We start from the raw sequence: 14,054 nt of genomic DNA, 5'->3' as shown, positions 1-14,054 counted from the left end.
AAATGCCGAACATGATGCCATATCAACAGCCAATGATGCCGCCATATCCGCAGTATCAGCAACAAAATCCATACAATCAAATGCCGTATCAACAAATGGCACCGCAATATACTTCTATGCCAAATCCAAATATGATGCCAATGGATAATAATATGCCACCACTTGTACAAGGGGAAGAAGATTGTGGATGCGGAGGAGAGAGTAGGTTATATAGTCCGCAACCGGGTGGACCACAATACGCCAATCCTTTATATTATCAACCAACTCAGCCAGCATATGCACCACAGCCAGGAACGATGTATTATCAGCCGGACCCACCAAACGTATTTGGAGAACCAGTTTCAGAAGAAGAGGACGAAGAGGAAGTTTAAAAAAAGGTGGGGTTATTCCCACCTTTTTTGTATTCGTGATAGTCAGGAATATGGTGAATTTACATTAAGTGCTAGAAAATTCCTAGTGAAATATTAACAGTGTAAAAACCCTCTCTGTTACTCATCATAAGGGGGAGCTTTTCGAAAGAGAAGTTCATTCTAACAGAGGGGGTTTTTGTATTGAATACGAAAGTAAAGGTTATTGCTGCTTCTTTGTTAGTTACCAGTGCATTAGCTGCATGTGGTACACCAAAAGATAATAATGCGATGGATGGACGTAACTACAATTACGAGCGTACATCTTATAATGATACACACCAGTATCGTGATAATGTAGCGCGTAACGATCGTTCTACAGATTATGTAACATATAGAAACGGTCGTAACGATACAGGATATAATAATTATTACCGTGATGTAAATTACAATGGGCAAATTGCTAATCCACATCCAACTCGTAATATTACAATGAACAATTCATACATTAACAATGATGGTAAAACTGCGGAGAAAATTACGAATCGTGTGAAACGTATGAATAACGTAGACCGAGTTTCTACAGTTGTATATGGAAACGATGTAGCGATTGCGGTAAAACCACGTAATACAGCGACGAATGAAACAGCGATGGCGAACGAAATTCGTCAAGCTGTTGTGAATGAAGTTGGAAATAGAAACGTATATGTTTCTGTAAGAAATGACATGTTTACTCGTGTCGATGCAATGAGTACGCGTTTACGTAACGGCACAGCTACAAACGATTTTAATCGTGACATAACAAATATGTTCCGAGACATTCGTTACGGTCTGACTGGTACTATGCGATAACAAATCAAAGAGGAAGGGATAGCCCTTCCTCTTTATTCATCGTCGTCTTGTAAACGTCGTTTTTTTATAAAATAACTAACGGAGTAAGACGCTAAAAAGCATATGAAGAGAATACCACCTGTTAAAATAGCTTCAAATAGAGGTCTTTCTGGACTGAAAATGATATAAATAATAGCCATGATAATTCCTACAATAAGAGAGCGTAAAATAATTTTGTAATAAGGAGTTAACTTTATTTCATTTTCGCTTTCTTCTACATCGATAGAAACGCTTAACTGTAAATAACTAAGTACAATACTTGTAAGAATAAATAATAACCACAATGGAGATTTCGTAATTTGATCCATTCCTTCTGTGAATCCGATATAGCCTAAAATTCCGATTATACCAATTGATTGAAAAAGAAAGGCAATACGTATGTTTTTTAACATTTGAAGTATGAGGCGTTCATCTTTAATTTTTTTCAAGGCATTCATCCCCTGTTTATATTTATAGTATTAATTGTAATATATATATTACATTAATCAATTTATAATTTACATAAATTTCAATTGGTTGAAAGAGGAAGAAAAATATATTTAGAAATATATTGCGCTTCTACCTTGTTAATGTTATATTAGAAAAGCGATGAGCTAATTTACGTAAGTCGAGAGATATGCTTAAGTGCTAAACACGCGAATGTGGTCGCCTGGTCTTTCGCCGTAAACGCATCAGACGCCTGCTTTGCAGGCGTCTTTCATTTTATATAAAAGTAAATGATACATGCAGATGAGGATTAACCCTTATCTGCATTTTTTGTCCCGCATTAACGGGCAGTAAGACTCCCACCTCAAAATTCGGCGAATGCGAGGGAGTTAGGTGGGAGATCAACTGCCCGTAAAAGCCCGATTGGTTCAACTAATAATCAGTGGGGGGATGAACAAAACCCCCCACTGATTAAAGTTTCACTTTATTTTCCTTAGAAATTTAATGCTATTGTTTATATGGATAAAACCCCCATTTCCGGAAAAGCTACAAATGAAAGTATGATTTTGCCTAGAAGAGGTGAACGGAAATGAAATGGATGCTAATTGCAGTGCAAGCTTTCGTTGTGATGTTTTGCTTAGCTTATGGATCCGATGTGAGGGCAGAAATAACAGAAAAAGTACCTGAAGTTACAATTTTATTAGAGCGTATGTATGTTGATGGAGAAGTAAGCGAGGAAATACTGACAGAAAAAGTAGCGGATTTAGAAAAGTTTTTGCAGCAATATAAAGAATGGCAACTTGTTGATCGTGATGATGTGCAAATCGTATTACAAAGGAAAGTTGATGATATTTCTCCTTTACTGAAAACGAGCGGTTATTTTGGTGTTTCAGAGGAGGGGATATTGCAAATTTTTAAAGGGGTACCGAAAAGTGATAACGCGATCCATTCCTTCTTTCAAATTGATATGAAAAAGCTTGAGAGTTATGAGCGAGCAAAACTAAAGCGTGGTATTCGTATTAAGTCAAAAGAAGGATTCGTGAAGACAATCGAAAAAATGAAGCAATACGCAGTGCAAAATAATAAAAAAAGCAGCTCAGGGTGAGCTGCTTTTTTTATTTATTCTTAGCTAAAATCTCTTTTGCGATTTCATCAATTAGCATATCTTTTCCGATTGGATTGAATGCTTTCGTATTGAAGGCTTCATTCGATACTTCATATACGTGATTGTTTTTTACTGCTTTATTATCTTTCCAAACCGCACTGTTTTTATAGTCTTCGTACACTTTATCAGCTTCTCCGCCGAAGTTTACAATAAACATTTGATCAGGCTGGAATGCAACAAGACCTTCTAGTGATACTTGTGCCATCGTTTGTTTTAAATCTGTACCTTTTGTTGCTGGAAGCTTTAAGTCGTTAAAGATGATGTCACCGTATCCGAAGCTACCGTATACACGGAAGTTTTGTGGTGTAACTGCAACGAACATAAAGTTCTCATCTTTTGTTTTCTCTTTAATTTTTTTAGATAAAGAGTCTGCTTTTTTATCGTAATCTGCAATCCATTTGTCTGCTTTCTTTTCTTCGTCAAATAGTTTACCTACTTCTTTAAACTTACCGCGCCAGTCTTCTAGATTTGTTTCTAGAACAACTGTCGGTGCCACTTTTTCTAGTTGATCATAAATTTTCAATTGACGATTGTTTAAAATAATTAAGTCTGGTTTTAAAGCTGTAACAGCCTCTAGGTCAACTTTAGGTGCCCAGTACCAGCCGACTGCCTTTACACCGTCTAGTTTGTCCGTTAAGTGATTTTGGATTTTATCTTTATATGTGTTTGCTGTGCCAACAGGTTTATGTCCAAGGATTAATAATTCCTCTGTTGATCCAGATAAATCAACAATTCTCTTTGGATTAGCTGGAATTGTTGCTTCCCCTTTAGCATGTTTTACAACTTTTGTTTTCGGTTGTTCTTTTGTTTTTTCTTCTTCTTTTTGAGAAGAACAGCCAACGATAGAAAGAACAACTAGCATGATAGTAAATAAAATAAATAGCTTTTGTTTCATCCTGATGTAACCCCTTTAATTAATATTGATAATCATTATTGACTCCTGTATAGTAATGTTCTTTTTGTATTTATGTCAATAGAAAAAAACGGAAATTGTAAACGGGGAACATTTGTTGGGGCAGTCTCGCTTTTCTATTGTTAAATATGTTAAAATGGAATACATGATTTGAGAGGGAGAGATCGTATTTTGTTTGAATATGTTACAGGTTACGTGGAGTATGTAGGACCGGAATATGTCGTAATTGACCATAATGGAATTGGTTATCAAATTTTCACACCAAATCCGTATGTATTTCAAAGAAGTAAGCAAGAAATCCGTGTCTATACATATCATTATGTGAGAGAAGATATTATGGCACTTTACGGTTTTAAAACACGTGAAGAGCGTTTATTATTTACAAAATTGTTAGGTGTATCGGGGATTGGACCAAAAGGTGCTCTTGCAATTTTAGCTTCTGGTCAAACCGGACAGGTCGTTCAAGCGATTGAACATGAAGATGAGAAGTTCTTAGTGAAGTTCCCAGGCGTCGGAAAGAAAACAGCGCGCCAAATGATTTTAGATTTAAAAGGAAAACTAGCAGATGTTGTACCAGATGCGTTTGTTGATTTGTTCTCAGATACTGAAAGTTTTGATACGAAGAAAGGTTCATCAGTTGAACTTGATGAAGCACTGGAAGCACTGCGTGCACTTGGCTATGCAGAACGAGAAGTCTCTCGCGTTGTACCAGAGTTATTAAAAGAATCACTAACGACGGATCAATATATTAAAAAGGCACTTAGTCTTTTACTAAATGGTAAGAGGTGAGTATAATGGACGAACGTCTCCTTTCAGGGGAATCTGGATACGAAGATGCGGATTTAGAGTATTCATTACGGCCACAGACGCTCCGTCAGTACATTGGCCAAGATAAAGCGAAACATAATTTAGAAGTGTTTATTGAAGCGGCGAAAATGCGTGAAGAAACGTTAGATCACGTACTTTTATATGGCCCACCTGGACTTGGTAAAACGACGCTTGCGAATATTATTGCCAATGAAATGGGTGTTAACATTCGAACGACGTCAGGTCCCGCAATTGAAAGACCAGGAGATTTAGCAGCTGTATTAACAGCGCTTCAGCCAGGAGATGTATTATTTATTGATGAAATTCATCGTTTGCATAGATCTATTGAAGAAGTGCTATACCCAGCGATGGAAGACTTTTGCCTTGATATCGTTATTGGGAAAGGACCATCAGCTCGCTCTGTACGCCTAGATTTACCTCCATTTACGCTAGTTGGGGCAACGACGCGTGCAGGTGCATTATCAGCACCACTTCGTGACCGTTTCGGTGTACTTTCACGATTAGAGTACTATACAGTAGATCAGCTTTCTGCGATTGTAGAACGCACAGCAGAAGTGTTTGAAGTTGAAATAGATTCGTTAGCTGCATTAGAAATTGCAAGACGTGCCCGTGGTACACCTCGTATTGCGAATCGTCTATTACGACGTGTACGTGACTTCGCACAAGTTCGCAGTGACGGAACGATTGCGATGGAAATTACACAAATGGCGTTAGAACTATTACAAGTAGATAAATTAGGACTTGATCATATCGACCATAAATTACTGCTTGGTATTATTGAAAAGTTCCGCGGTGGTCCAGTTGGATTAGAAACTGTTTCAGCAACGATTGGGGAAGAATCTCATACGATTGAAGATGTGTATGAGCCGTATTTATTACAAATTGGCTTTTTACAAAGAACGCCAAGAGGCCGGATCGTAACACCGCTCGCATATGAGCATTTCGGAATGGAGATGCCCAAAGTATGACGGAGATGCCAAAGCTGCTTATTACAGCTGGTATTTTGCTCATTGTTGTTGGATTAGCTTGGAAGTTCATAGGAAGGCTTCCAGGCGATATTTTTGTGAAAAAAGGTAACGTTACCTTTTATTTTCCTATCATTACATGTATTGTGTTAAGTATTGCATTATCTTTCATTATGTATATAATAAATCGATTCAAATAAGAAATAGGTGGATACAGTTATGGATATTAATCTGTTTGATTTTCATTTACCAGAAGAACTCATTGCACAAATTCCGCTTGAAGAGCGTGAAACATCAAGATTGATGGTGTTAGACCGTGAAACAGGAGATATTGAGCATAAACATTTTACAGACATTCTTTCTTACTTACAAGAGGGGGATTGCTTAGTTTTAAATGAAACGAAAGTGATGCCAGCTCGCTTGCACGGTGTGAAAGAAGATACAGGTGCACACATTGAAGTGCTTCTTTTGAAACAAGAGGAAGGCGATAAGTGGGAAACGCTTATAAAGCCAGCGAAGCGTGTAAAAGAAGGAACTGTCATCTCTTTTGGTGAAGGAAAGTTAAAAGCAACTTGCATTGGAACAGCAGATCAAGGTGGGCGTCAACTTGAGTTTTCATATGACGGCATCTTTTATGAAATTTTAGACGAGCTTGGAGAAATGCCACTTCCTCCATATATTAAAGAGACGCTAGAAGATCGCGATCGTTATCAAACGGTATATGCGAAGGAAATCGGTTCAGCAGCAGCACCGACGGCTGGCCTTCACTTTACAGAAGAGTTACTTGAGAAATTGAAGCAAAAAGGCGTCGGGTTAGCATTCATTACACTCCATGTAGGACTTGGAACTTTTAGACCAGTTTCTGCAGATACTATTGAAGAGCATCATATGCACGCAGAGTATTACCATATGTCTGAAGAGACTGCGGCGTTATTAAACCGTGTGAAAGAGAATGGCGGCCGTATTATTACTGTAGGTACGACATCAACTCGTACGTTAGAAACGATTGCGACAGATAATAGTGGTAAGCTTTGCGCAGCTTCTGGCTGGACAGATATTTTTATGTACCCAGGATATGAATTTAAAGCAATTGATGGTTTAATTACAAACTTCCATTTGCCGAAATCAACATTAATTATGCTTGTAAGTGCATTTTCAAATAGAGATAATGTACTTCATGCTTATAATGAAGCAGTAAAAGAAAAATATCGTTTCTTTAGTTTCGGTGATGCGATGTTCGTTGCATCTCACGCTAAAATGAGAAACAAATAAAAGGAGTAAATTATGACAGCAATTCGTTATGAATTTATTAAAACTTGTAAACAAACGGGTGCGCGTTTAGGTCGAGTGCACACGCCACACGGCTCATTTGATACACCGACATTTATGCCAGTTGGTACACTTGCAACAGTTAAAACAATGTCACCAGAAGAATTAAAAGCAATGGATTCTGGCATTATTTTAAGCAATACGTATCATTTATGGCTACGTCCAGGCCACGAAATTATTCGTGAAGCAGGTGGCTTGCATAAGTTTATGAACTGGGATCGTGCAATCTTAACGGATTCAGGTGGATTCCAAGTATTTAGCTTAAGTGATTTCCGACGTATTGAAGAGGAAGGTGTTCATTTCCGCAATCACTTAAATGGCGATAAATTATTCTTATCTCCAGAAAAAGCGATGGAAATCCAAAATGCATTAGGTTCAGATATCATGATGGCATTTGATGAGTGTCCACCGTTCCCAGCGACTTTTGAATACATGAAAAAGTCGGTAGAGCGTACAAGCCGCTGGGCAGAGCGTTGCCTAAAGGCGCATGAACGTCCACAAGATCAAGGTTTATTCGGTATTGTACAGGGCGGGGAGTTTGAAGAACTTCGTCGTCAAAGTGCGAAAGATCTTGTTTCAATGGACTTCCCTGGCTATGCTATCGGCGGTTTATCTGTTGGTGAACCGAAGGATATTATGAATCGTGTTCTTGAGTTTACAACACCACTTCTTCCTGATGATAAACCACGTTACTTAATGGGTGTAGGTTCTCCTGACTCGTTAATTGATGGTGCGATTCGCGGTGTTGATATGTTTGACTGTGTACTTCCAACTCGTATCGCTCGAAATGGTACATGTATGACAAGTGAAGGCCGCTTAGTTGTGAAAAATGCGAAATTCGCTAGAGACTTCGGGCCGCTTGATCCGAACTGTGATTGCTACACATGTAAAAACTATTCTCGTGCGTACATTCGTCACTTAATGAAATGTGATGAAACGTTCGGAATTCGTTTAACGTCTTATCACAACCTTCATTTTCTGTTAAACTTAATGGAGCAGGTGAGACAAGCTATTCGTGAAGACCGTCTTGGCGATTTCCGCGAAGAGTTCTTTGAACAGTATGGCTTTAATAAACCGAATGCTAAAAACTTCTAATACATAATTTAAAAGGAGGAACACAAGATGAATGCAGGTATGATGAATATCGTTATGATTGTTGCGATGTTTGCGATTTTCTATTTCTTATTAATTCGCCCGCAACAAAAGCGTCAAAAAGCAGTTGCACAAATGCAAAATGAAATCAAAAAAGGTGATGCTATCGTAACAATCGGTGGTTTACACGCTACAATCGAATCAGTGGATGAAACAAAAATTGTTGTTAAATCTGGTGGTGCACACTTAACTTTCGATCGCAATGCGATTCGTGAAGTTGTGAAAAACTAATGATGAAGGCCCTGCATGAAATGTGCAGGGCCTTTTTTTAACTATTTTGTTTTGACATATTTACACCGAAAATACCTCCGAGTGTACTCGCACCCATTAATGCTAATTGGTAGAGTAACTGTGAGTTCGATAAAGTTTGAGAGAAGCCTAAATAGTTAACGAGAAAGACGAGAATAGCGAATGTAAGGCCTGTTGTGAAACCTACTAGCCATCCTTTTCCTTGTGCCTTTTTACCAGCAATAAATCCAGACATAAGCATAGACAGAAGGGCTATTATAAAAATAATAATTACTAATGTCCCTTCATTAATATTCGTAAATTTTAATAAAAGAGCCATGACCATACTTGTAATAGATGCGAGGATTAATAGGGTAATAATACCGAAGCCGATTGCGCTCGATAATTTTTTCGTTCCATCCATTATGCATTCCCCCTTTTTAATACAAGCATATTTTCATTTTGTTTAAGTTAGACTAGTTTCTTTTTTGTAGGGGAGCCTATAAGTAAAAAAAGGGGATGTAGAAATGGAATGGGTATCAATAATCGGACGAACAATGCTTTTGTATATAATCATTTTAATTATTTTTCGTCTTATGGGTAAACGTGAAATTGGAGAATTAAGTGTATTAGATTTAGTTGTATTCATTATGCTCGGTGAAATGGCTGTAGTGGCAATCGAAAATACAGATAAATCACTTTGGCATCAATTAGTTCCAATGACTTTTCTTATGTGTATACAAATCATTTTGTCGGTCATTTCTTTAAAGTTTCAGCGTTTTCGGCATTTAATAGAAGGGGAGCCTGCGATTCTTGTGAATGCAGGTAAAATTGATGAAAAAAAGATGCGGAAGCAGCGATATAACATAGATGATTTATTGATGCAACTACGTGAGCAAGGAATCGGAGATGTGCGTGATGTAGAATACGCTATTTTAGAACCATCTGGAAAGTTATCTGTCTTTCAAAAACAAAAAAGTAAAAAGAGCAAAAATGATACACCAATTTTTACACTCCCACTAATTATTGATGGAGAAATTCAATACAATCATTTGCAAATGATCGAACATACAGATGGGTGGCTCGTTGAGAAACTGAATAACTTAGGTTATAAAGATGTGAAACGGATTTTATATTGTAGTTTTCAAAATGGACAGTTTTTCGTTGATTTGAAAGAAAATTAGAGGCTTACCATTTTGAATGGCAAGCCTGCTTACTTCAAAAATGAAAGTTTCCGAATGATAGGGAGACGACTTAATTCTTCTTTTCGAATGAGTTTGAAAACGAAGAGGAGAACGATATAAACGATTGTTGTTAAAGTGATTTCCCATAATGTTTGTATGCCAAGTGAATGAGAAAAAACGATATACTTATGAAGATAAAAACCGAAGGTACCAGCAATCCCGATAGCAATTCCGCCGAAAATATAGTCTTTTGCATAAATGGTAAATGCAATTTTCTTTAAAACAGTGGCGTAGTGAAGGAATGTTACGGTTACTATATTTGCTGCGATGGCGAGGGCAACCCCCATCATTTGGAACTCTGGGCGTGAAGCGAGTACAAAGATAACGATTAATTTTACGATAGCGCCAATAAATGTGTTCATCATAGCAGCGCGTGCTAAGTTTAAAGCTTGCAACACAGATGTAAGGGGGCTTTGAAAATAATGAAATAAAAAGCAAGGTGCAAGAAGCTGGATGAAAGCGGCCGCGTTGTCTGATCCGTACATGAGAGTTAAAACTGGAGAAGCAAATACATATAATATAACGACTGACCATCCGCCGGTTATTAAGGAAATTCGAAGTGCTTGTTGTAATCGGTGTTCTACTAATTTGTGTTGTCTCTTTGCCATTGCCTCGCTAATTGATGGGACGAGTGCTGTAGAAAGAGCATATGTAATAAAGGCTGGCAGTGATAGAAGTGGGAACGCATATCCGTTTAATATACCGTATTGCTGAGTTGCGACAGAAGCAGCAACGCCGGCGATCGCTAAGCTTTGCATAACGACGATAGGTTCAAAGAAATAAGAAACGGAACCAATTAAACGGCTTCCTGTAGTTGGTAAAGCAATGTCCATAAGAGAATAAAATGTATTTTTGCTCTCCTTTACAGTAGTGAAAAATCCAGAGCGTATAGATAAATGTTTTTCGCGTTGGAATAAAGTAAGTAAAAATAATAAAGATGCAACTTCACCTAGAACAGCTGATAGCATGGCACCGGCTGCAGCATATTCTACGCCGTAAGGTAAAAATAACCGAATGCATACAGCGATAATTGTAATGCGGACAACTTGTTCTATGACTTGAGCGTAAGCGCTCGGCTTCATGTTTTGTTTCCCTTGGAAATAACCACGTAAAACGGAAGAAACTGCAATAACGGGGACGACAGGTAAAATAGCCATTAATGGATAGTAAGTTCTTTCATCTGTTAATAATGTTTTTGCTAAAATAGGTGTGAGTAGCATAATCCCAATTGTTAAAATGATACTAATAATGGATGTAACGGCTAGTGAGACAGTTAATATTTTTTTAACTCTTTGCTTATCGTTCACTGCTTCTGCTTCTGCTACAAATTTTGCGATTGCAACAGGAAGGCCAATTTGTGTTAATGTAATTGCTAAAATGAAGGTGGGGACAGCCATCATATAAAGGCCGACGCCTTCTTCGCCTAAAATACGTGCCATTACAATGCGGTTAATAAATCCAAGGATTTTTGTAATAAAACCGGCTATCATTAAAATAAATGCGCCTTTTAAAAAGCTTTGTCTCGTCATACTCTTCTCCTACCTTCTCAAAATCAATGGAATGATTTACAATAATTTATATGCACGTATGAGACAAGAATGACAAGCATTTAAGAGAGTGAAGTATGAATGGTACTCTTGAAAGAAGTTATTACTGTCCATTAGAGCGGGATTAAAAGCGACTTTTCGTGCTGAAATAAGAAGGAGATGTTATATATGTTGGATAAAGAGGCTTTGGTAGAATCATACCGCGGACAGTTACAAGTCGTTTTAGAAAGTAAAGTAGAAGAGTTTCAAATGTTCGGTTACGACCGAGTGACAGATAATGATATTTGGAAGTTTCTCAAGGCGAAAAAGTGGAAAAAGATAGATAGTGATGTTAGGTTATATGAATTAGTAAATGATGTATTAAGAGTAAGTACTAATGAATATATGAATTATTTAACTGTTGAAGCATATCAAGCACCACTTTGGTCGTTTGATGAATATGAAAATAAATAACCGACTGTAATTGGTTTGTTCTTCCTTTTGCAGTATAATGATAGGTATTGATAAAGAGGAATTAATTATGTCTAAGATTATATATAAAGGAGGTAGTGAAGAGGAAAAATAAATAATGAATAGTGTAGGTATTGTGAAAAGCTTACCGACACAGCTAGTGATGAACTAGCGGAAATACATGTATTTTATAGAAAGTAAGTCTACTAACTAGGCGTATGCACACGTGCGAAAATGAATCGTAAGAGATTTATTGAAAGTGTTAGTAGCAGAAAGAGGGTACATATGGCAAAGCGTGGTACAAGAATTGCCGCCTTTTTCCTCATCGTTTTATTAATTGGTGGAGTAATTGGTGCGGCAGGAAAAGACATAGCAAAAGGAATTAGTCTAGGACTAGACCTTCGCGGTGGTTTTGAAATTCTGTATGAAGTAAAACCAGCCAAAAAAGGTGATAAAATCGATCGTGATGCACTTGTAAGTACAGTAGGTGCTCTTGAAAATCGTGTCAATGTTCTTGGTGTAAGTGAGCCGAACATTCAAATCGAAGGGGAAGATCGAATTCGTGTACAGCTTGCTGGTGTACAAGATCAGCAAAAAGCACGTGAAATGTTATCAACACAAGCGAAACTAACATTCCGTGATGTGGATGATAACCTTCTTATGGACGGAACGGATTTAAAAGGCGGCGGAGCGAAGCAAACATTTGATGAGCAAGGCCGTGCGAGCGTAGGTCTTACACTAAAAAGCGCTGAAAAATTCCGTGAAGTAACTGAAAAGATTTCAAAAATGCCACCACCAACGAATTTAATGGTAATTTGGCTTGATTTTGAAGAAGGAAAAGATTCATATAAAGCAGAATCTGCAAAACCAAATCCGAAGTTTTTATCAGCAGCAACAGTAAGCCAAGTATTTAACCAAGCTGAAGTATCTATCGTAGGTGGAAACTTTACAGTTGAAAGTGCGAAAGAACTTTCATCTTTATTAAATGCAGGTGCACTTCCTGTTGATTTAAAAGAAATGTATTCAACATCTGTTGGAGCGAAATTTGGTCAACAAGCATTAGAGCAAACGATTTTCGCTAGTGCGATCGGTATTGCTATTATCTTCTTATTCATGCTTGTATTCTACCGTTTACCAGGACTTGTAGCGGTTATTATGTTAGGTTTATACATTTTCGTTACATTACTTGTCTTTAACTGGATGCATGCAGTTCTTACGTTACCGGGTATTGCGGCATTAGTGCTCGGGGTTGGTATCGCAGTTGATGCGAATATCATTACGTACGAGAGATTGAAGGAAGAGCTTAAAATTGGTAAGTCGATGATGTCAGCATTCCGTGCTGGTAACCATCGTTCATTAGCGACAATTTTAGATGCGAACATTACAACAATTGCAGCAGCTGGTGTATTATTCGCTTACGGTAATAGCTCTGTAAAAGGATTCGCAACAAGTTTAATCGTAAGTATTTTAGTTGGTTTCATTACGAACGTATTCGGTACTCGTTTCTTACTAGGTTTACTTGTAAAGAGCCGTTACTTTGATAAGAAACTATCTTACTTTGGTGTTAAGGAAAAGGATATTATTCCATTAACAAAAGGTGTAGTACATCCACCGACGAGATTTGATCGTATTAACTTCGTAAATATCGGTCATAAATTTTTCTTATTCTCAATTGTAGTTGTAATTGCTGGGGCAATTATATTACCGATTTTCAAAATGAATCTTGGTATTGACTTTGCAAGTGGTACACGTATCGACTTGCAATCAAAACAAGCAACTACTGTTTCTAATGTTCATAAAGATTTGAAAGAATTGAACATCGATGTGAAGGAAGAAGATATTGTACCGACCGGAGATGACAATAAAGGTTTCGCAGTTCGTACAGTAGGTGTTCTATCGAAAGATGAAATTGCGAAAACAAAAACATTCTTCCACGATAAATACGGTACAGATCCGAATGTAAGTACAGTTTCGCCGACAATCGGTAAAGAGATTGCACGAAATGCATTTATCGCAGTACTAATTGCTTCTGCAGTAATCGTTTTATACGTAAGTATTCGTTTCCGTCTTACGTACGCAGTATCTGCAGTAATCGCATTATTACATGATGCATTCGTTATGATTGTTGTATTTAGTCTTTTCCAGATAGAGGTAGACTTAACGTTTATCGCTGCGGTATTAACGATTATTGGTTACTCTATCAATGACTCGATTGTTACGTTTGATAGAAACCGTGAGTTATACAAACAGAAAAAACGAGTTCGCGACATAAAAGATTTAGAAGAAATCGTAAACTCAAGTATTCGTCAAACAATTGGTCGTTCAATTAATACAGTGTTAACAGTGTTATTCCCAGTAATCACACTACTTATTTTCGGTAGTGAATCACTGCGTAACTTCTCACTTGCATTATTAATTGGATTAGTTGTAGGTACGTACTCTTCTATTTTCGTTGCTTCTCAAATTTGGTTAATGCTTGAAAACCGTCGTTTGAAAAAGGGCAAAAACAAGAAGAAGGTTGAGAAAGAAGAACCTGAACCGCAAGTATAAAAAAGATGATGTCTCATTA

The 14,054-nt window shown here is 37.4% G+C and carries 15 protein-coding genes and 1 pseudogene; 12 read left to right on the top strand and 4 right to left on the bottom strand.

Annotated features, from left to right (window positions below; genetic code table 11):
* Positions 1-371, top strand: a pseudogene (locus DN408_RS22965) (spore coat protein); the annotation flags it as partial.
* Between the two features lie 180 nt (positions 372-551).
* A complete protein-coding gene (locus tag DN408_RS22960; protein ID WP_002034140.1) occupies positions 552-1,199 on the top strand; it encodes a YhcN/YlaJ family sporulation lipoprotein in 648 nt (215 codons plus the stop codon).
* Between the two features lie 32 nt (positions 1,200-1,231).
* Here DN408_RS22960 and DN408_RS22955 read toward each other — a convergent pair whose 3' ends face one another.
* Entirely contained in the window at positions 1,232-1,666 is a 435-nt protein-coding gene (locus tag DN408_RS22955; protein ID WP_002129237.1) for a hypothetical protein, read from the bottom strand.
* 587 nt (positions 1,667-2,253) lie between these two features.
* Here DN408_RS22955 and DN408_RS22945 point away from each other — a divergent pair.
* Positions 2,254-2,769: a BofC C-terminal domain-containing protein gene (locus tag DN408_RS22945; RefSeq protein ID WP_002167631.1), complete on the top strand. Its 516-nt coding sequence runs from the start codon at positions 2,254-2,256 to the stop codon at positions 2,767-2,769.
* A 10-nt stretch (positions 2,770-2,779) separates the two neighbouring features.
* Here the strand turns inward: DN408_RS22945 and DN408_RS22940 are convergent, their stop codons facing one another.
* Positions 2,780-3,724 (bottom strand): iron-hydroxamate ABC transporter substrate-binding protein, encoded by a 945-nt coding sequence (locus tag DN408_RS22940; RefSeq protein ID WP_078177931.1) that lies wholly within the window; start codon positions 3,722-3,724, stop codon positions 2,780-2,782.
* Positions 3,725-3,913: 189 nt separating this feature from the next.
* Here DN408_RS22940 and ruvA point away from each other — a divergent pair, with 189 nt between their 5' ends.
* Genes ruvA through yajC form a run of 6 tightly spaced genes read left to right on the top strand, consistent with a single transcriptional unit; the run spans position 3,914 to position 8,247 of the window.
* On the top strand, positions 3,914-4,531 hold the full coding sequence (ruvA, locus tag DN408_RS22935; RefSeq protein ID WP_002088786.1) for a Holliday junction DNA helicase RuvA: 618 nt from the start codon (positions 3,914-3,916) through the stop codon (positions 4,529-4,531).
* Positions 4,532-4,536: 5 nt separating this feature from the next.
* The gene (gene ruvB / locus DN408_RS22930) at positions 4,537-5,538 is read left to right on the top strand and encodes a Holliday junction branch migration DNA helicase RuvB (RefSeq protein WP_000344470.1); all 1,002 of its coding nucleotides are present in this window, start codon (positions 4,537-4,539) and stop codon (positions 5,536-5,538) included.
* Positions 5,535-5,735, top strand: coding sequence for a DUF2905 domain-containing protein (locus tag DN408_RS22925; RefSeq protein ID WP_000138161.1), 201 nt, complete (start codon positions 5,535-5,537; stop codon positions 5,733-5,735). The genes ruvB and DN408_RS22925 overlap by 4 nt, the downstream gene beginning before the upstream one ends.
* A gap of 19 nt (positions 5,736-5,754) precedes the next feature.
* Complete coding sequence (gene queA / locus DN408_RS22920; RefSeq protein ID WP_002167633.1) at positions 5,755-6,807, top strand: tRNA preQ1(34) S-adenosylmethionine ribosyltransferase-isomerase QueA; 1,053 nt, start codon at positions 5,755-5,757, stop codon at positions 6,805-6,807.
* Positions 6,808-6,819: 12 nt separating this feature from the next.
* Positions 6,820-7,959 (top strand): tRNA guanosine(34) transglycosylase Tgt, encoded by a 1,140-nt coding sequence (gene tgt / locus DN408_RS22915; protein ID WP_002015319.1) that lies wholly within the window; start codon positions 6,820-6,822, stop codon positions 7,957-7,959.
* Between the two features lie 27 nt (positions 7,960-7,986).
* Positions 7,987-8,247, top strand: a complete 261-nt coding sequence (gene yajC, locus DN408_RS22910; protein ID WP_002015317.1) for a preprotein translocase subunit YajC — start codon at positions 7,987-7,989, stop codon at positions 8,245-8,247.
* Positions 8,248-8,284: 37 nt separating this feature from the next.
* Here yajC and DN408_RS22905 read toward each other — a convergent pair whose 3' ends face one another.
* Positions 8,285-8,668 carry a TIGR04086 family membrane protein gene (locus DN408_RS22905; RefSeq protein WP_002034133.1) on the bottom strand — a complete coding sequence of 128 codons (384 nt, stop codon included), beginning with the start codon at positions 8,666-8,668 and terminating at the stop codon, positions 8,285-8,287.
* Positions 8,669-8,771: 103 nt separating this feature from the next.
* On the opposite strand from DN408_RS22905, the gene DN408_RS22900 reads away from it, so the two are divergent.
* The gene (locus DN408_RS22900; RefSeq protein WP_002143230.1) at positions 8,772-9,428 is read left to right on the top strand and encodes a DUF421 domain-containing protein; all 657 of its coding nucleotides are present in this window, start codon (positions 8,772-8,774) and stop codon (positions 9,426-9,428) included.
* 29 nt (positions 9,429-9,457) lie between these two features.
* On the opposite strand, the gene spoVB is transcribed toward DN408_RS22900, so the two are convergent.
* Positions 9,458-11,017 (bottom strand): stage V sporulation protein B, encoded by a 1,560-nt coding sequence (gene spoVB, locus DN408_RS22895; RefSeq protein WP_002015313.1) that lies wholly within the window; start codon positions 11,015-11,017, stop codon positions 9,458-9,460.
* A 186-nt stretch (positions 11,018-11,203) separates the two neighbouring features.
* Between spoVB and DN408_RS22890 the strand changes: the two genes are divergently transcribed.
* Complete coding sequence (locus DN408_RS22890) at positions 11,204-11,488, top strand: post-transcriptional regulator (RefSeq protein WP_002112000.1); 285 nt, start codon at positions 11,204-11,206, stop codon at positions 11,486-11,488.
* A 282-nt stretch (positions 11,489-11,770) separates the two neighbouring features.
* Positions 11,771-14,035 (top strand): protein translocase subunit SecDF, encoded by a 2,265-nt coding sequence (gene secDF, locus DN408_RS22885; RefSeq protein ID WP_003191552.1) that lies wholly within the window; start codon positions 11,771-11,773, stop codon positions 14,033-14,035.
* Positions 14,036-14,054: the final 19 nt, after the last annotated feature.

The organism is Bacillus sp. AR13-1 (genome assembly GCF_008042285.1).
Taxonomy (GTDB): domain Bacteria; phylum Bacillota; class Bacilli; order Bacillales; family Bacillaceae_G; genus Bacillus_A; species Bacillus_A mycoides.
This window is presented reverse-complemented; position numbering and strand designations above follow the sequence as displayed.